General features: G+C 73.7%; 15 protein-coding genes. 7 read left to right on the plus strand and 8 right to left on the minus strand.

Features of this window, described 5'->3' with window-relative positions; all coding sequences use genetic code 11:
• Positions 1 to 72 precede the first annotated feature (72 nt).
• Positions 73 to 792, minus strand: a complete 720-nt coding sequence (locus tag CHF16_RS10345) for a hypothetical protein (RefSeq protein WP_089325720.1) — start codon at positions 790 to 792, stop codon at positions 73 to 75.
• A 112-nt stretch (positions 793 to 904) separates the two neighbouring features.
• Here CHF16_RS10345 and CHF16_RS10350 point away from each other — a divergent pair, with 112 nt between their 5' ends.
• On the plus strand, positions 905 to 2341 hold the full coding sequence (locus CHF16_RS10350; RefSeq protein ID WP_143227936.1) for a hypothetical protein: 1437 nt from the start codon (positions 905 to 907) through the stop codon (positions 2339 to 2341).
• Between the two features lie 53 nt (positions 2342 to 2394).
• Here the strand turns inward: CHF16_RS10350 and CHF16_RS10355 are convergent, their stop codons facing one another.
• Entirely contained in the window at positions 2395 to 2967 is a 573-nt protein-coding gene (locus CHF16_RS10355; RefSeq protein WP_089325722.1) for a DUF4352 domain-containing protein, read from the minus strand.
• Positions 2968 to 3151: 184 nt separating this feature from the next.
• Positions 3152 to 4276, minus strand: coding sequence for an ROK family transcriptional regulator (locus CHF16_RS10360; RefSeq protein WP_089325723.1), 1125 nt, complete (start codon positions 4274 to 4276; stop codon positions 3152 to 3154).
• 148 nt (positions 4277 to 4424) lie between these two features.
• Between CHF16_RS10360 and edd the strand changes: the two genes are divergently transcribed.
• The 4 genes from edd to CHF16_RS10380 all read left to right on the plus strand — a co-directional run bounded on the left by edd (position 4425) and on the right by CHF16_RS10380 (position 8403).
• Positions 4425 to 6236, plus strand: a complete 1812-nt coding sequence (edd, locus tag CHF16_RS10365) for a phosphogluconate dehydratase (RefSeq protein ID WP_089325724.1) — start codon at positions 4425 to 4427, stop codon at positions 6234 to 6236.
• Positions 6237 to 6392: 156 nt separating this feature from the next.
• Positions 6393 to 7367 (plus strand): glucokinase, encoded by a 975-nt coding sequence (glk, locus tag CHF16_RS10370; protein ID WP_089325725.1) that lies wholly within the window; start codon positions 6393 to 6395, stop codon positions 7365 to 7367.
• Positions 7364 to 7984 (plus strand): bifunctional 4-hydroxy-2-oxoglutarate aldolase/2-dehydro-3-deoxy-phosphogluconate aldolase, encoded by a 621-nt coding sequence (eda, locus tag CHF16_RS10375; RefSeq protein WP_089325726.1) that lies wholly within the window; start codon positions 7364 to 7366, stop codon positions 7982 to 7984. The genes glk and eda overlap by 4 nt, the downstream gene beginning before the upstream one ends.
• A gap of 35 nt (positions 7985 to 8019) precedes the next feature.
• Positions 8020 to 8403 carry a PPOX class F420-dependent oxidoreductase gene (locus CHF16_RS10380; RefSeq protein WP_089325727.1) on the plus strand — a complete coding sequence of 128 codons (384 nt, stop codon included), beginning with the start codon at positions 8020 to 8022 and terminating at the stop codon, positions 8401 to 8403.
• On the opposite strand, the gene CHF16_RS40190 is transcribed toward CHF16_RS10380, so the two are convergent.
• Complete coding sequence (locus tag CHF16_RS40190; RefSeq protein WP_179271465.1) at positions 8400 to 8564, minus strand: hypothetical protein; 165 nt, start codon at positions 8562 to 8564, stop codon at positions 8400 to 8402. The genes CHF16_RS10380 and CHF16_RS40190 overlap by 4 nt on opposite strands.
• 73 nt (positions 8565 to 8637) lie before the next feature.
• Between CHF16_RS40190 and CHF16_RS10385 the strand changes: the two genes are divergently transcribed.
• A complete protein-coding gene (locus CHF16_RS10385; RefSeq protein WP_218826618.1) occupies positions 8638 to 9573 on the plus strand; it encodes a LysR family transcriptional regulator in 936 nt (311 codons plus the stop codon).
• A gap of 31 nt (positions 9574 to 9604) precedes the next feature.
• Here CHF16_RS10385 and CHF16_RS10390 read toward each other — a convergent pair whose 3' ends face one another.
• Both CHF16_RS10390 and CHF16_RS10395 read right to left on the minus strand, forming a co-directional pair.
• On the minus strand, positions 9605 to 10084 hold the full coding sequence (locus CHF16_RS10390) for a DUF1707 SHOCT-like domain-containing protein (RefSeq protein WP_089325729.1): 480 nt from the start codon (positions 10082 to 10084) through the stop codon (positions 9605 to 9607).
• Between the two features lie 2 nt (positions 10085 to 10086).
• Positions 10087 to 10737, minus strand: coding sequence for a PadR family transcriptional regulator (locus tag CHF16_RS10395; RefSeq protein ID WP_089325730.1), 651 nt, complete (start codon positions 10735 to 10737; stop codon positions 10087 to 10089).
• Positions 10738 to 10951: 214 nt separating this feature from the next.
• On the opposite strand from CHF16_RS10395, the gene CHF16_RS10400 reads away from it, so the two are divergent.
• Positions 10952 to 12940, plus strand: coding sequence for a bifunctional phosphatase PAP2/O-acyltransferase family protein (locus CHF16_RS10400; protein ID WP_179271466.1), 1989 nt, complete (start codon positions 10952 to 10954; stop codon positions 12938 to 12940).
• 53 nt (positions 12941 to 12993) lie between these two features.
• On the opposite strand, the gene hpnH is transcribed toward CHF16_RS10400, so the two are convergent.
• Both hpnH and shc read right to left on the minus strand, forming a co-directional pair.
• A complete protein-coding gene (gene hpnH, locus CHF16_RS10405; protein ID WP_089325732.1) occupies positions 12994 to 13998 on the minus strand; it encodes an adenosyl-hopene transferase HpnH in 1005 nt (334 codons plus the stop codon).
• Complete coding sequence (shc, locus tag CHF16_RS10410; protein WP_089325733.1) at positions 13998 to 15944, minus strand: squalene--hopene cyclase; 1947 nt, start codon at positions 15942 to 15944, stop codon at positions 13998 to 14000. Before shc ends, hpnH begins: the two co-directional genes overlap by 1 nt.
• Between the last annotated feature and the right edge of the window lie 19 nt (positions 15945 to 15963).

The raw sequence follows: 15963 nt of genomic DNA on the forward strand, positions 1-15963 counted from the left end.
CCCCGATGGGCCGCGTCCCGGTGACCGTTACCGGACGGTGCCGGAGACGTCCTCCCGCCCGGTCGGTGGAGATCAACGGCCGATGCGGCGGGCGACCGAGGCGCGGTAGCAGGTCAGCGACCAGTGCGCGGTGGCGTCGGTGTGCCCGGCCGGGACGATCTTGGTGCCGGTCGTGAACGTCACGTCCTTCGCGCCCGCGAGGTAGAACACGAACGCGTCGAGCCGGTGGTCGAAGCCCTCGTAGTACCAGTTATGGCGGAGCACCTTCCGCTGGGGCGTGAACGGTGCCTGCAGCAGTTCCTGGGCCTGCGGCGGGAGGTTGCCGAGAACACCTCTGGCCGCATCGCCGAGGCCGATGTCGGGCGGCGTCGCGGCACCGCCGGACGACGGCCCGCCGCCGGCCATGTACGGCGGCGGGCGGTGATCCACCCGGACGTGGCGGAGCGAGCCGGGCGCGAACTGGAACGAGGTGATCGCGTACACCGGGCGGTGCTCGGTGTTCACCCGCGGCTCCGCGATGGACAGCCCGGCCTCGCCCAATGTCACGGCGTAGCAGCGCCCGTCGCCGCTCGACCCGTCCTCCCGGGCGAACCAGTCGATGGGGGCGCCGGACAGTTCGGCGAGGCGGGCCCGGGTGCCCTCTCCGACCGTCGGCCAGCACTCCTCGCGGAGCCGTCCGCCGTCCAGGCCCATCTCGCCCGGCCTGTGGAGGGGAGCGGCGGCCCGCGCGATCGCCCCGCTTCCGCGCCGTACCTCGGGACTGCTGGACCCGTACGGGACGATCGACCCCATGCGCGCACCCCTCGACCATTCAATTGACGCTTCCCGATCAGTTTAGTGGCGGACGCGCCGGCCGGGTGGTGACGCCGCACCATCGGTGCGGCCGGCGCTATGGTTCTCGATCATGTTGCGATGGAGCCGGCGGACGGAATCGATTCTGTGGGCGGCCGCGCTCGCGCTGAGCGCGGTGCCTCTCGCTCTTGACGCCGGTTTCAGGATGCTCGGCCGCCAGCGGAAAGGGTACGGCTTCGGGGCCATTCTTTCCCCTGGCCAGTGCACCGCCTGGTTACATCAAACGGACGTGGTGCAGCTTCCGGGGTTCCTGAAAATCAGTGCCGCGCCCTACCTGGTCGTCGTTCCGGCGTTCCTGATGTGGGTGGTGACAAAGCGGCGGGCGGCGGGATGGGCCGCCCTGGCCATTCTGGCCCCGGTGTATCTCGCCCACCCGCTGATGTTCGGCTATGACCTGGCCCAATGGGGAGAGGCGTGCACCGACCTGTGGCTCACACCCTGGCCCGGCCGGCAGATCGCGTGGTGGACGGGCCGGATCGTGCTCGTCGCCCTCCTCTTGGCGGCGGTCTACCGTCCGGGGCGCTGGATGGTGCGCGCCGTGGCCGGGGTCCTGGTGGGCGGGCTCGTGCTGGGTGCGGCCGGCGACCAGAGGACCCCTCAACCGGTGATGGCCGATTGGGGGGACTGCCGCAAGGTTCCGCCCCGGAGATTGGCAGCCTCGCAAACGCTGGTGCCGACCGTTGAGAGCATGCCGGAACGGGAGAGGCAACTCGCCTACCTGTGCTCCATCCGAGGCGCTTCCCCGTACATGCCCCTCGACGCGCCGTCTCCCAAGGCGACGGTGCCCGACGGCGTTCTACTCGAGATGGGAAGGCGCGCTTGCCTCGGCCAGAGGCCGCGACCGCGGACGACTCCCGGGCGCCCCGGCGCCCGCTGGCCTTCCACCGCCGAAATGGCCTACCTCTGCCCCAGACGGGCGGCGGCGGATATGCGCGAACAGGAGCAGAAGTCAGCGGCGATGCTGGCGCGGTACAAGCGCGAGCGCGAACGGCAGAGGGCGTATTGCAAGCGCACCGCGCCGGAGGGCCCGAAACCCGTCACGGAGGCCACGGACATCATGTCGGGCGGCGAGAGCGGCAGCTATTTCGTCGGGGGCTCGGGCGATTCCTTCGACGCGGCGATCGAGAACGGGCTGGTCGGGACCGACGGCCGGTCCGTCACCGTGATCACCGGTACGCAGGGTTCGCTGTGCCTGACCGTCCGCGCCTACCGGAAGGCGCCGCCGCCCGCCCTCGAAGGCTGGGAGCGTGTCGCCGAGGTCGGATTCGACAGCCCGGACGGACGCGCCAAGGCCGGCTCGATGGACGCCCCGAGCGACTTCCCGGTCATCACCGCCGCGGGTCCGGGGCCCTACCGCGTCCGCGTGTACGTCCGGGGTCGCGGCGAACCCGAGACGTTCGCACCTGAGCCGCCCGCAGAGAAGCACCTCATCGTCGTCTTCCCCGGCAAGTCGAAGAAGCCGAAGCTCTACAAGAACCGCGAACGCTGACCCCTTCACGGATCAGAACCGTGGCGCTCGCCGGCTTGTCGGCGGTGCCCCGGTCAAAGTGAGATGCGTGCCCCGGCGTCGCCCGACAGGCCGACCCCTATCGTCAATTCCACCGGGTCCGCGGATCGCGCGATGTCGAATACCAGCCGCCCCGTACGATGCTCGTCCGCTTCAGTGCGGCCGGTGAGCGCCTTGGCGTCGTTCTGTTCGAGGTGCCACTCCGGAGCGTAGGTCGCGTTCCCGGCGGCCAGGCGGGCGTCCCATGACGCGGGCGAGCCGCCCGGGTTGCGGACGTCCAGAGTGAGCTCGCAGAACTGCCCGTTGTCCGGCTTCTCGCCGGGAGCGCCCGGCGGCGACCGGAGCCCGCAGCGGACGCGGGTCAGCCGGTATATGACGGTGCCGTCCGTCACCTCCTGCCCGGCCTTCCCCTCGTGCGGCAGGTCCGGCCCGTCCTCCGCGGAGAAGAAGACCGCCCAGACGAGGAGGGCGGCGCCGCAGGCGATGACGAGGGCCACCCCCGCCCGGAGTGGCAGCAGCCACCGCGCCCCGGGAGTTGACAGCCGGTCAGTGCGGCTCATCTGCTCGGCGGTCTGGCGGACGGATCGCGGCGTCGGGACGTCCGGCACTGGACCACCTCAGATCTGCTCGCGGACTCTGAGTGACAGCATTTCTCACTGAGAAGTCGGCGTTCAGTTGATGCTGTCGTGCCGCTTACCGTACCGAGGTGATTCGCTTTCCGTGGACGGTGCGCGCAAAAGCGTCGGCGCCCGGGCTTCCGAAAGGCGTCGACCTGCGCGATTCGGGGTGTGGCTAGTGGAGTGCGGTGTCTATGGCTTCGGGGGAGAGGATGTTGTCGAGGACCATCGCCGCGCAGCCCTTCAGGCCCGCCTGTTCGCCCAGGCGGCTCGGCTCTATGCGCAATGTGCGGGTCGCCAGGGCCGTGGAGCGCTGGTAGACGGTCTCGCGGAGGCCCGCGATCAGGGGTTCGTCGGCGCCGACCAGGTCGCCGCCGAGGACGACGACGGCGGGGTTCAGCAGGTTGACGGCGGTCGCGACGACCTCGCCGATGCGGCGGCCGGCGTCGCGCAGGAGGGCGACGGTCGCGGGGTCGCCGGAGCGGGCCAGCGCGGCGAGGGCGGGGAGGTCGTCGGCGGGCGAGCGGGCCAGGAGGGCGGTGCCGCCGGCGATGGCCTCGACGCAGTTGACGTTGCCGCAGCGGCAGGGCGCCTCCAGCGGCGACGGGACGGGCACGTGGCCGATCTCGCCGGCCGCGCCGAGGGCGCCGCGCTGGATGCGGCCGCCCGCGATGACGCCCGCGCCGATGCCGGTGGAGACCTTGACGAACAGCAGGTCGCCGACGCCGGGGTGGGCCTGGTGCTCGCCGAGCGCGGCGGCGTTGACCTCGTTGTCGAGGTAGGCGGGGACGCCGAAGCGGTCGGCGATGGGCGCGGCGATCTCCACGGCGTCCCAGCGGCCGGCGGCGTGCTCGACGGCATCGGGGACGCCGAGGCCGACGCCCCGGAGCGACGCCTCGGCGACGCCCGACGAGGCGAGGAGGGCGGACCACTCGTCCAGGAGGCGGGGGAGGGTCTTGCCCGGGGAGGTCTCGGCCGGCGGCCCGTCGGCGCGGGCGATGATCGTCCCGGCGAGGTCGCAGACGGCGAGCTGGCCGCGCGACTGGCCGAGGTTCGCGACGAGGACGGCTCCGCCGGCGGCGTTGAACTCCAGCCGGGCCGGGGGGCGTCCGCCGGTGGACGGCCCGGTGGTGCGCTCCACCACGAGGCCGGCGGCGACGAGGGCCGCCACCCGGGACGCGACCGCGGGACGCGACAGCCCGGTGAGGCGGCCCAGGGCGGCGCGGGTGGCGACGCCGTCCTCGCGGATCAGGCTCAGCATGTCGCCGGCCGTGGACGGACGGGAGACGGGGCGGGGCATCCGGCCAGTCAAGCACGCGGGCGTTCAGTGCGTCTAGTTGGCGGAAGTTGCTGACTTATGTCATTCAAACTTCATAAGTGGGGTTGAACGGATGACCTATGTCCCGATAGCTTGGCGATCTAGAGTTCCCCCTGGTCTGGAGCGTCCCATGCCCGTACATCCCGCGCTGGAGGCAGTGACCCGCCGTGTCGCCGAACGGAGCGCCGCCGCGCGCGGCGCGTACCTGAGCCGGATCCGCGACGCCCGGACGGAGGGTCCGGTGCGCGGCGGCATGGGCTGCGCGAACCTCGCGCACGGGTTCGCGGCGTGCGGCGTCCAGGACAAGCTGTGGCTTCGCGGCGACGTCACGCCCAACATCGCGATCGTGTCGGCGTACAACGACATGCTGTCGGCGCACCAGCCGCTCCAGGACTACCCGGACATCCTGAAGGGCGCGATCCGCGCGGCGGGCGGGACGGCGCAGTTCGCCGGGGGCGTGCCCGCGATGTGCGACGGCATCACGCAGGGCCGCGCGGGCATGGAGCTGTCGCTGTTCAGCCGGGACGTGGTGGCGATGGCGACGGCGGTGGCGCTGTCGCACGACATGTTCGACGGGGCCCTGCTGCTCGGCGTGTGCGACAAGATCGTGCCGGGGCTGGTGATCGGCGCCCTGTCGTTCGGGCACCTGCCGGTGATCCTGGTCCCGGCCGGGCCGATGGCGTCGGGGCTGCCGAACGGGGAGAAGGCGAAGGTCCGCAAGCGGTACGCGGCGGGGGAGATCGGCCGCGAGCAGCTCCTCGCCGCCGAGGCCGCGTCCTACCACTCGCCCGGCACGTGCACCTTCTACGGGACGGCGAACTCCAACCAGCTGCTCATGGAGGTCATGGGCCTGCACCTGCCGGGGGCGAGCTTCGTCCCGCCGGGCACCAAGCTGCGCGACGCGCTGACCGAGGCCGCCGGGCGCCGCATCCTGAAGCTGACGAACCTCGCCGAGGAGTACACGCCGATCGGCGAGCTGCTGGACGAGCGCGCGTTCGTCAACGGCATCGTGGCGCTGCTCGCCACCGGCGGCTCCACCAACCACACGCTGCACCTGGTCGCGATGGCCGCGGCCGCGGGCATCGAGCTGACCTGGGACGACTTCGACGAGCTGTCCAAGGTCACGCCGCTGCTGACCCGCCTCTACCCGAACGGCACCGCCGACGTGAACCACTTCCACGCCGCGGGCGGCACCGCGTTCCTCATCGGCGAGCTGATCGACGCGGGGCTCCTGCACGAGGACGCGCGGACGGTCGGCGGCGACACCCTCGCCGCGTATCGGAACGTTCCCGAGTACGCGGCGGGCAAGGCCGAGTGGCGGAGCACCGTCACCGAGTCGGGCGACGTGAACGTCCTGCGGCCCGTCGCGGCCCCGTTCGACACCCACGGCGGCCTGCACACCGTGCGCGGCAACCTGGGGCGGGCGGTCATCAAGGTGTCGGCGGTGAAGCCGGAGCACCGGACGATCGAGGCGCCCGCCCGCGTGTTCGACTCGCAGGAGCGGCTCCAGGAGGCGTTCGCCGCCGGGGAGCTCGACCGGGACGTGGTCGCCGTCGTCCGCAACCAGGGCCCGCGCGCGAACGGGATGCCGGAGCTGCACCGGCTGACCCCTCCGCTGTCGGTCCTGCAGGACCGCGGCCACCGGGTCGCCCTCGTCACGGACGGTCGTATGTCGGGCGCCTCTGGGGCGGTGCCCGCCGCGATCCACGTGTCGCCGGAAGCGGCCGCGGGCGGGCCGCTCGCCCGCGTCCGCGACGGCGACATCGTCCGGCTCGACGCGGACAGTGGCGTCCTGGAGGTCCTCGTCCCGGACGAGGAGTTCGCCGCGCGCGAGCCCGCGGCCCCGCCGCCCGGCCAGACCTACGGCACGGGACGCGAGCTGTTCCAGGCGTTCCGCGACGCGGTGGGGCCCGCCGAGCGGGGTGCGGGGGTCTTCACATGAGCGGAGCGAACCGGGGGGTGTGGGGGGTCGCCCCCCACGGGAGGCAGGCATGAGCGGAGCGAACCGGGGGGTGTGGGGGGTCGCCCCCCCACGGGAGGCAGGCATGAGCGGAGCGAACCGGGGGGTGTGGGGGGTCGCCCCCCACGGGAGGCAGGCATGAGCGGGGTGTGGCTGGTCGCGGACGTCGGGGGGACGAACGCGCGGTTCGCGCTGCTCGACGGGCCGGGCGGCGTCCCGTCCGAGGTGAGATCGCTGCCCACCGCCGGGTATCCGGGGCTCGCCGAGGCGGCCGCCGCGTATCTCGCCGCGGTCGGGGTGCGGCCGTCCGCCGCGTGCCTGGCGGTGGCGGGGCCCGTCGGCGGCGGGACGTACCACCTGACCAACGCGGGCTGGCCGCGGGGCAGTGTGGAGGAGGTGCGCGCCCATCTCGGCGTGCCGCACCTCGACGTCATCAACGACTTCGAGGCGCTCGCCCTGTCCCTGCCGCGCCTCGGCCCGGACGACCTGGTCGCCGTCGGCGGGCGTGCTCCCGCGCCCGCCGGTGCGGCGCCGCTCGCGGTGGTCGGTCCCGGCACGGGGCTCGGCGTCGCCGGGCTCGTCCCGACGCCGCACGGCTGGGTGCCGGTGCCCGGGGAGGGCGGGCAGGTCGATGTCCCGGCCGCGACCGACCGGGAGATCGAGGTGGCGCGGCTGCTGCGCGCCGAGAAGGGCGCGGCCACCGCCGAGTACCTGCTGTCCGGTGCGGGCCTCGCCAGGATCCACCGGTACCTGTCGGTGCTGGACGGCGCGCCGGCCGCCGGCCTCACCGCGCGGGAGATCACCGAGCGCCGCGACGACGACCCGCGCCGCGTCGAGGCGCTGCGGATGTTCTGCGCGCTGCTCGGCTCGCTCGCCGGGAACGCCGCCCTCACGCTCGGCGCCCGCGGCGGCGTCCTCCTCGGCGGCGGGATCCTGCCGCGCATCGTGGACGTCCTGCACGCCAGCGAGTTCCGCGCCCGCTTCGAGGGGAAGCCCCCCGTCGAGGACTACGTGCGCGCCATCCCGACCGCCCTCATCGTCCACCCCGGCCCGGCCCTGGTCGGCGCCGCCGTCCGGCTCGCGCAGAGCCTGCCCGACATGGAGCCCGCATGACCGCCGAAGAGCTGCTCGACCTCGCCCCCGTGATCCCGGTCGTGGTGCTGGACGACGCCGGGGCCGCCGTCCCGCTGGCCCGTGCCCTGGTCGAGGGCGGGCTGCCGGTGATCGAGGTGACGCTGCGCACCCCGGCCGCCCTGGCGGCGATCACCCGGATCGCCGCCGAGGTGCCGGACGCCGTGGTCGGCGCCGGTACCGTCGTCCGGCCCGAGGACGCCGAGCGCTCGGCCGCGGCCGGGGCCCGGTTCCTGGTCAGCCCCGGCTGCACGCCCCGGCTCCAGGCGGCGATGGCCGCGACGGGCCTGCCGTTCCTGCCGGGCGTCGCGACCGCCTCGGAGGCGATCGCGCTGCTGGAGGGCGGGATCACGGCGATGAAGTTCTTCCCCGCCGAGGCCGCGGGCGGCACCGCCTACCTGAAGTCGCTCGCCGGGCCGCTGCCGGGGATCCGGTTCTGCCCGACCGGCGGGATCGGCCCGGGGAACGCCGCCGAGTACCTGGCGCTGAAGAACGTCGGCTGCGTCGGCGGCTCCTGGCTGACCCCGGCGGACGCCGTCCGCGACGGCGACTGGGACCGCGTCCGCAAGCTCGCCGCCGAGGCGGCCGCTCTGCGGTGATGTCACGTTCGAGGCGGGTATCCCGTCTCGAGGACATGAACACCACTGAGACGCTGGAGAGCCTGAGGAAGCAGCGGACCGTCCTGCTGACCTCCTACCGCAAGAACGGGATGCCGGTCGGGACGCCCGTCAACATCGTCGTGGACGGCGACCACGCCTACTTCCGCACCTACGACAAGGCGGTCAAGACCAAGCGGCTGGCGCGCAACCCGGAGGTGGAGATCGCTCCGAGCACCTTCAAGGGGAAGCCCACCGGCCCGGCGGTGCACGGCCGCGTCCGGCTGCTCACCGAGGAGGAGGCGCGGCCCATCCGGCGGCTGCTGGCCCGCAAGCACCCGTTCCTGCAGGGGTTCGCGGTGCCGCTCTTCCACCGGATGAAGCACTACCGGACGCTCCATTACGAGGTGACGCTCGGCTAGCGGCGGTCGCCGGCGGCGTGCGGGCAGGGGCCCGCGGTCAGGCGCGGCGCGTCCCCGTGCGGGACGAGGTCCATGCGCAGCCGGCCGCATTCGCAGCGCGTCCAGAGGACGACGCCCTCGCTGGTGATGTGGCGGGACACGAGAGTGCTGTGCTGAGTCATGACTGCAGTCTGCAACCGGACGAATGTTGGCGTCCATTTCAGATTTGCTCAGTAGATCGTGCAATATGGTTGCATGATTGATCTGCGGCGCCTGCACATGCTCCGGCTCGTTCACCAGTACGGCACGGTCACCTCGGCGGCGGAGGCGCTGCACCTCACGCCCTCGGCGGTGTCGCACCAGCTGCGCGAGTTGTCGCGGGAGCTGAAGGTGCCGCTCCTGGAGCCGCAGGGCCGCAAGGTCCGGCTGACTCCGGCCGCGCACCTGCTGATCGGGCACGCGGACGGCCTGCTGGCCCGGTGGGAGGAGGCCCTCGCAGAGCTGGAGTCGCACCGCGCGGGCGCCACCGGGCCCCTGCGGATGTGCGGGTTCACGACGGCGGTGGGCGGGCTCATCGCCCCCGCCGCCGGCGCGCTGACCCGCGAGGACCCCGGCCTCGCGATCGAGGTCCGCGAGTGCGACACCGAGGTGGCCCTCGGCCTGCTCGCCGCCGGGGAGACCGACATCGCGGTCATCGAGCCCACCCCGGACATGCCGCCGCCCGACGACCCGCGCTTCGACCGCGCACCGCTGCTGGAGGAGGCGCTCGACCTCATCGTCCCCGCCGGGCATCCGCTCGCGCTGCGGCCGCCGGGCCGCGTCCGGCTGGAGGACGCCGCCGCGGAGACGTGGATCAGCGTCGCCCCCGAGGTCTGCGTCCACCAGCAGCAGGTCATGGCGCACTGCACCGCCGCCGGGTTCGTGCCCCGGTTCGCGCACCACGCCACGTCCTGGTCGGTGATCTGGTCGCTCGTCGCGAACGGCCTCGGGGTGTCGCTGGTGCCGCGGCTGGCGGACGGGCCGTCCGACCAGCCGGTGGTGCGGGTCCCGCTGACCGGCGACGGCGTCCCGAAGCGGCGGGTGCTGACGTGCGTGCGCCGGGGCAGCCGCGAGCACCCGATGATCGCCCGCGGCCTGCGCGCCCTCCGCGGCGCCGTCCCCGGCCGCTGCACCTCGCCCGTCGCGGCCTGAAGCCCGCCGCCCCGTCAGGCCCGCCGCCCCGTCAGGCCTGCGGTGACCGGTGCCGCGAGCGGTGCACGCCGAAGGCGAGCAGCGCCGCGCGGATCACCCAGACCGCCAGCGCGATCTGCAGGACGACCAGGACCGCCGTCCCCGGCCCGGAGGTGAAGGCGAGCACCAGGAACACCGCGAACAGCAGCGGGAACGCCGGGAAGCGCGGCCCGTGCCGGTGCCGGGCGGCGAGGTGCCGGTGATGGTGCCGCCATGCGGGGTGCCCCGGGCCGCCGAACGCCATCGGGGCCGCCCGCGCGAACTCGGGTTCGGGTTCGGGCAGGCCGGTGGGCGCCGGCAGGTCCTTGACCAGGGTGCGCAGGTCGCCGCGCGTCTTGGCGGTCAGCACGGTCTCCAGCCGCTCGTCCAGCTCGGTGCGGTCGAGCCGGCCCGCGGCGAAGTGGTCGTGCAGGGCCACCATGACGGCGTCGCGCTCGGCGTCGCCGATGCGGATCTCGTCCCGATGCGCCATCTCTACTCCTCGTCACCGGCGGCCGTCGGCCCCGGGTCGTCGTCGTTGCCGTCGAGGTCGTCGGCCAGGATCCGGTACAGGCCGCGGCGCGCGTCCGCCAGCACGTCGGCGGCCTGGGCGACCTGGCCGGGCGAGCCGGAGTGGACGATCTGCATCACCGCGGCCCCCGTCTGCGCGGCCTGCTTGAACAGCTCGGGGACGCCCTCCCCGAAGTCGGGCGTCATCTCCGCCCACGGCTCGGCGAGCCGGTCGGCGTTCTCCTCGGTGTAGGCGCGGCCCTCGTCGGTGAGGCGGAAGGTCCGGCGGCCGCCGCTCTCGTCGCCGGCGATCAGGCCCTCGTCGGCGAGCTGCTGCAGCGCCGGGTAGACCGCGCCGGGGCTCGGCTTCCACGCGCCGCCGCTGCGCTCGTTGATCTCCTGGATGATCTGGTAGCCGTTGCGCGGCTCCTCGGCCAGCAGCACGAGGATCGCCGCGCGGACGTTGCCCTTGCGCGCCTTGCCGCCGCGGCCCCACGGGCCGCCGCGCCCGCGCGCCCACGGCGGGCGCGGGCCGGGGCCGTGGCCGCCGAACGGGCCGGGCCCCCAGGGGGCGCCGCCGAAGAGCGCGCCGAAGTTCGGGAGGTCACCGCGCCCCCAGGGGCCGTGTCCGTGCATGTGTCCCATGTTCTGACACCACCTTCTGAGATCTCTCTCTGATCCCTCGCGATACGACAACGATATATCGAAGACGTTCGGTTGAGCCAGAGGGTTCCCGAAGATTCCGGCGGGCGGGCATGCTTTCGCCGCGAGCGAACCGGGCATGATCTCCGATACCGGCCACTGCCGTCTGATTCCGCGATACCTGGGTAGCACCCGGCCGAGGGGGACGATGGGCACACACGAGGCGGTGACCGCGCCCGGCGCGGTCGGCGTACCGGACGTCGCGGCCACCCGGCCCCGCGCCAGGAACGAGCTGCTGCTCGGCCTGGCGCTCTTCATCGTGTACTCGCTGGTCACGATGCTGCCGGAGCAGGCGAGGACGGGCCCCGCCCGCGACCACGGCGAGATGCTCTTCCGGCTGGAGCGGGCCCTGCACCTCGACATCGAGCCCGCCCTCAACGGATGGCTCGCCGACCAGTCGGCCCTGCGGGTGCTCTCCAACTACGAGTACGCGATCACCTACATCGCGAGCGCGCTGGCGCTGCTCGTCTGGTTATTCCTGCGCCACCCCGACCGCTACCGGACGGCCCGCAATGCGTTCGTCATGCTCAACCTCGCGGCGCTCGCGTGCTTCGCCCTCTACCCGGTGATGCCGCCGCGGCTGATGCCCGACCTCGGGTTCGTCGACACCGTCTCCGAGGGACGCACCTGGGGGTCGTGGGGCTCGCCGATGGTGCGCCACGCCGACCAGCTCGCCGCCGTCCCGTCCCTGCACATGGGCTGGACGCTGTGGGTCGGCGTCGAGCTCGCCCGCGTGAAGGCGAAGCGCTGGGTGCAGTGGTTGAACCTCGGTCACATCCTCCTTACGCTCTACGTCATCCTGGCGACCGCGAACCACTTCATCGTGGACGCGGTGGCCGCCGTCCCCTTCGTGGTGGTCTCCGTGTACATCGCCGAGCGCATCGCCCACCGGAACCGGCCCTCCACCCGCATCCAGGGACCGGACGCCTTCTTCCTCGCCGTGGAGACGCCCGCCGCGCCGCAGCAGGCCGGCGGCGTCATCATGCTCGACACCTCGCGCGGCGAGGTCGGGCGCGAGGACCTCGTCCGGGTCATCCGGGAGCGGCTGGACGGGCTGCCCCGCTTCCGGCAGCGGCTCGTCCGCCGCGGCCGGTGGCGCCGCCCCGTCTGGCGCGCCCACGACCAGGTCGACTGGGAGTGGCACGTCGCCGAACGGGAGGTCGACGGCATGGCCGGGCTGCGCGCCGCGGTCGCCGCGATCCAGGCGGAGCCGCTGCCGCTCGACAGGCCGCCGTGGCGGATGGTCGTGATGAAGGGCGCCGAGCCCGGCCGCACCGCCGTCGTGTACCTGATGCACCACGTCGTCGCCGACGGCGTCGGGATCGTGGCGCAGGCGATGTACCTGATGGAGCCGCCGCCCGACAACCTCGGCGCCCGGTTCCCGCGCCGGCCGCTGCGCAAGGCCGTCGCGACCGCGGTGGGGCTCGGGCAGCTCGCCTCCGCCGTGACCAGGCCGGAGCCGCTGCCCGCCGCCGGCACGTCCGAGCGCCGCTTCGGCAGCATGTCGCTCCCGCTCGCGCAGGTCCGCGACGTCGGCCGCCGCCACGGCGCCCGGGTGACCGACGTGGTGCTGTGCGCGGTCGCGGGCGCGCTGAACCGGGTCGTCAGCGAGGAGGACGGCCGCCCCGACACCTGCCGCGTCGCCGTGCCGCTCATGATGCGGCCGCCGGGCAGCGCGATGGTCGGCAACCACACCACGGCCGTCATGGTGGACCTGCCGGTCGGGAAGATGGCCGAGGCCGACCGCCTCGCCGTGATCGCCGAGCGCGGCCGCGTGCTGCGCTCCGGCACCCGCGCGCAGGCCGCCTGGTTCGTGATGTGGCAGGCGGGCCGCGTCATGCCGCCGCCGCTGCACGCCCGGTTCGCCCGGATGTCCTACAGCGGGCGCTTCCTGCAGGGCACCGTGTCGAGCCTCCCCGGCCCCGACAGGCCGCTGCGGCTGGCGGGCGCGCCGCTCACCGCCGTGTACCCGATCGTCCCGCTGGCGCCGGGCGCGCCGCTGGCGATCGCCGCGCTCGGCGTCGACCGCGAGCTGTGCTTCGGCGTCTCCGTCGACCCGGGGCTGGCCGACGACGCCGACGCCCTGATCGACGCCGTCCGCGACGTCATCGAGGAGCTGCGCGACGGCCCGGAGTGACCCTGCGGCCGCCGTGCCCGGCGTCCGCCCGCGTCACACGCTGCGACCGCCCCTCACACGCTGCGGACGGCGCGCAGCGACTCCTTCAGCGAGCCCATGGTCGCGAACACGGCGGTGGGCTCGTAGCCGCAGTGCGCCATGCAGTTCGCGCACCGGTCGTCGCGGCCCCGGCCGTAGGCGTCCCAGTCGGTGGTGTCGAGCAGTTCCTGGTAGGTGTCGCAGTAGCCGTCGTCCATCAGGTAGCAGGGCCGCTGCCAGCCCTTCAGCGAGTACGACGGGATCGCCCACGCCGTGCACCGGAAGTCGGCCCTGCCCTCCAGGAAGTCCAGGAACAGCGGCGAGTGGTTGAACCGCCACCGCCGCCTGCGGCCGTCCGCGAACGCCTTCGCGAACAGGCTCCGGGTCTCCTGGACGCCGAGGAAGTGGTCCTGGTCGGGCGCCTTCTCGTACGCGTACGCCGGCGAGATCATCATCTGGTCGACGCGCAGCTCGTCGTTGAGGTAGTCGAGGACGTCGATGACCGTCTGCGGCGTGTCGGTGTTGAACACGGTCGTGTTCGTCGTGACCCGGAACCCGCGCTCCTGGCACATCTTGACCGCCTCGACCGCCTGGTCGAACACGCCCTCCTTGCACACGGACGCGTCGTGCCGCTCGCGCAGCCCGTCGATGTGCACGGCCCACGCGAAGTACCGCGACGGCTCGAACTGGTCGATCTTCTTGGGGATCAGCGCCGCGTTCGTGCACAGGAAGACGTACCGGCGCATCCGGACCAGCTCGGCGACCAGCTCGCCGATCTTCGGGTGCATCAGCGGCTCGCCGCCCGCGATCGACACCATCGGCGCCCCGCACTCGCGGACGGCCGCGAGCGCCTGCTCGACCGGCATCCGCTGCTTCAGCACGTCCGCCGGATGCTGGATCTTCCCGCAGCCCGCGCACGCCAGGTTGCAGGCGTACAGCGGCTCCAGCTCCATGATCAGCGGGTACTTCTCCCGCCGGGCCAGCTTGTTGCGCAGGACGTACCCGCCGACGCGCAGGCTCTGCCGCAGTGGCATCGCCATCAGAACGCCTCCTTCGACCCGCCGCCGGGCCCGCCGGGCGCGGTGCCGGCACGCAGGTACCGGCCCAGCGCGGACAGCGGGAACACCAGCCGGTACAGGTGGTAGTTGATGTAGAAGTCGCCGGGGAAGCCGGTGCCGGTGAAGTGGTCCTCGTCCCACGTCCCGTCCGGGCGCTGGTGCTCGGCGAGCCAGCGGACGCCGCGCTCGACGGCCTCGCCGCGCTCGCCGGCGGCCAGCAGCGCGAGCAGCGCCCACGCCGTCTGCGACGGGGTGGACGGCCCGTGCCCGACCCACGACCGGTCCCGGTAGGAGCGCAGGTCCTCGCCCCAGCCGCCGTCGTCGCGCTGGTGGCGCTCCAGCCAGCCGACCGCGTCCCGGATCGCCGGCTTCTCCGGCCGGACGCCCGCCGCGACCAGCGCCGGGACGACCGCGCCCGTCCCGTACACGTGGTTGGCGCCCCAGCGGCCGAACCACGACCCGTCCGGCTCCTGCGCCTTCAGCAGCCACACCACGGCCCGCTTGGCGAGCAGCGAGTCGGCCATGCCGCGGTGCGCGAGCGCCTCCAGGACGTGCGCGGTGACGTCGGCGGACGGCGGGTCGATGACCTCGCCGAAGTCGCAGAACGGCAGCCGGCGGCACAGCGTCCGGGTGTTGTCGGCGTCGAACGCGCCGAACCCGCCGTCCCGCGACACCATCCCGGCCATCCAGCGGACGCCCCGCTCGATCGCCGGCTCGGCCGCCGGGTGCCGGACGCGGTTCAGCGCGATCACGGCCTCGGCGGTGTCGTCCACGTCGGGGTAGACGTCGTTGTCGAACTCGAACGCCCAGCCGCCCGGGGGCAGGCGGGGGCGGCGCACCGACCAGTCGCCCGGCCCCCGCACCTCCTCGCCGAGCACCCATTCGGCGGCCCGCTCCAGCGCCGGGTGCCCGGCGGGCAGGCCCGCGTCGGCGAGCGCGTTCATCGCGAGGACGGTGTCCCAGACGGGGGACTGGCACGCCTCCAGCCGGCGGCCCTTCTCGTCGCGGATCGTGAACCGCTCCAGCCCGTCCAGCCCGCGCCGGATCACCGGGTGGTCGAGGCCGTAGCCGAGCAGGTGCAGCGCGATCAGCGAGTACACCCACGGCGGCTGGATGCCGCCCCAGGAGCCGTCCCGCTCCTGCCGCGCGAGGATCCACTCCCCGGCGCGGCGCAGCGCCGCCTCCCGCACCCCCTTCAGCGGGCGGCGCCGGGTGGCGTGCCGCTGGTGGACGTGCAGGGCCCTGTCGAGCGCCCCGAACGCCTCGCCCCATCCGGGCAGGCGGCGCCGCCCCGGCCGCGGGACGTCGTAGTCGGGGACGAGCTCGTCCAGCCCGAACGGCAGCGGCCGGACGGGGCGCAGCGACCCCACGACCGTCAGCGGGACGATCGTCTGCCGTGCCCAGCACGCGAAGTCGTACACGTTCAGCGGGAACCAGCGCGGCAGGAACAGCATCTCCGGCGGGACCACCGGCAGCTCGTCCCAGGACCAGCGGCCGAACATCGCCAGCCAGAACCGGGTGAACACGCGGGTCGCGGGGAGGCCGCCCGCGCCGCGGACGTAGGCGGCGGCGCGGGCCATGTGGGCCGCGTCAGGCGGATCGCCCGCGAGCCGCAGCGCCACGTACGCCTCGACGGTCGTGGACAGGTCGGGCGGGCCGTCGTGGAAGTTCGCCCACGTGCCGTCGGGCGCCTGCTGAGAGCGGATCCAGCGGGCGGCCTCGGCGGTGTCCTCGGCGGTGCGGACGCCGAGGAACTCGCGCAGCAGCAGGTCCTCGGCGTCCATCGTGACGTTGGTCTGCAGCTCGCCCTTCCACCAGCCCTCCGGGGACTGGAGCAGGAGCAGGTGGTCGCGGGCGGCGTCCAGGGCCTCGGCGGCCGTCCACGTCCCGGCGGCCTGCGGGGTCTCCGGTGTTTCCAGCGTTGTCATGGGTGATCCGATCCCGGCT

The sequence above is a fragment of the Actinomadura meyerae genome, from assembly GCF_900188445.1.
Lineage (GTDB): Bacteria > Actinomycetota > Actinomycetes > Streptosporangiales > Streptosporangiaceae > Spirillospora > Spirillospora meyerae.

Excerpts from the sequence above, each read along its gene's own strand:
- CHF16_RS10345 (WP_089325720.1), bottom strand. The coding sequence starts at position 792 with ATGGGGTCGATCGTCCCGTACGGGTCCAGCAGTCCCGAGGTACGGCGC.
- CHF16_RS10350 (WP_143227936.1), top strand. The coding sequence starts at position 905 with ATGTTGCGATGGAGCCGGCGGACGGAATCGATTCTGTGGGCGGCCGCG.
- CHF16_RS10360 (WP_089325723.1), bottom strand. The coding sequence starts at position 4,276 with ATGCCCCGCCCCGTCTCCCGTCCGTCCACGGCCGGCGACATGCTGAGC.
- edd (WP_089325724.1), top strand. The coding sequence starts at position 4,425 with ATGCCCGTACATCCCGCGCTGGAGGCAGTGACCCGCCGTGTCGCCGAA.
- glk (WP_089325725.1), top strand. The coding sequence starts at position 6,393 with ATGAGCGGGGTGTGGCTGGTCGCGGACGTCGGGGGGACGAACGCGCGG.
- eda (WP_089325726.1), top strand. The coding sequence starts at position 7,364 with ATGACCGCCGAAGAGCTGCTCGACCTCGCCCCCGTGATCCCGGTCGTG.
- CHF16_RS10380 (WP_089325727.1), top strand. The coding sequence starts at position 8,020 with ATGAACACCACTGAGACGCTGGAGAGCCTGAGGAAGCAGCGGACCGTC.
- CHF16_RS40190 (WP_179271465.1), bottom strand. The coding sequence starts at position 8,564 with ATGACTCAGCACAGCACTCTCGTGTCCCGCCACATCACCAGCGAGGGC.
- CHF16_RS10385 (WP_218826618.1), top strand. The coding sequence starts at position 8,638 with ATGATTGATCTGCGGCGCCTGCACATGCTCCGGCTCGTTCACCAGTAC.
- CHF16_RS10390 (WP_089325729.1), bottom strand. The coding sequence starts at position 10,084 with ATGGCGCATCGGGACGAGATCCGCATCGGCGACGCCGAGCGCGACGCC.
- CHF16_RS10395 (WP_089325730.1), bottom strand. The coding sequence starts at position 10,737 with ATGCACGGACACGGCCCCTGGGGGCGCGGTGACCTCCCGAACTTCGGC.
- CHF16_RS10400 (WP_179271466.1), top strand. The coding sequence starts at position 10,952 with ATGGGCACACACGAGGCGGTGACCGCGCCCGGCGCGGTCGGCGTACCG.
- hpnH (WP_089325732.1), bottom strand. The coding sequence starts at position 13,998 with ATGGCGATGCCACTGCGGCAGAGCCTGCGCGTCGGCGGGTACGTCCTG.
- shc (WP_089325733.1), bottom strand. The coding sequence starts at position 15,944 with ATGACAACGCTGGAAACACCGGAGACCCCGCAGGCCGCCGGGACGTGG.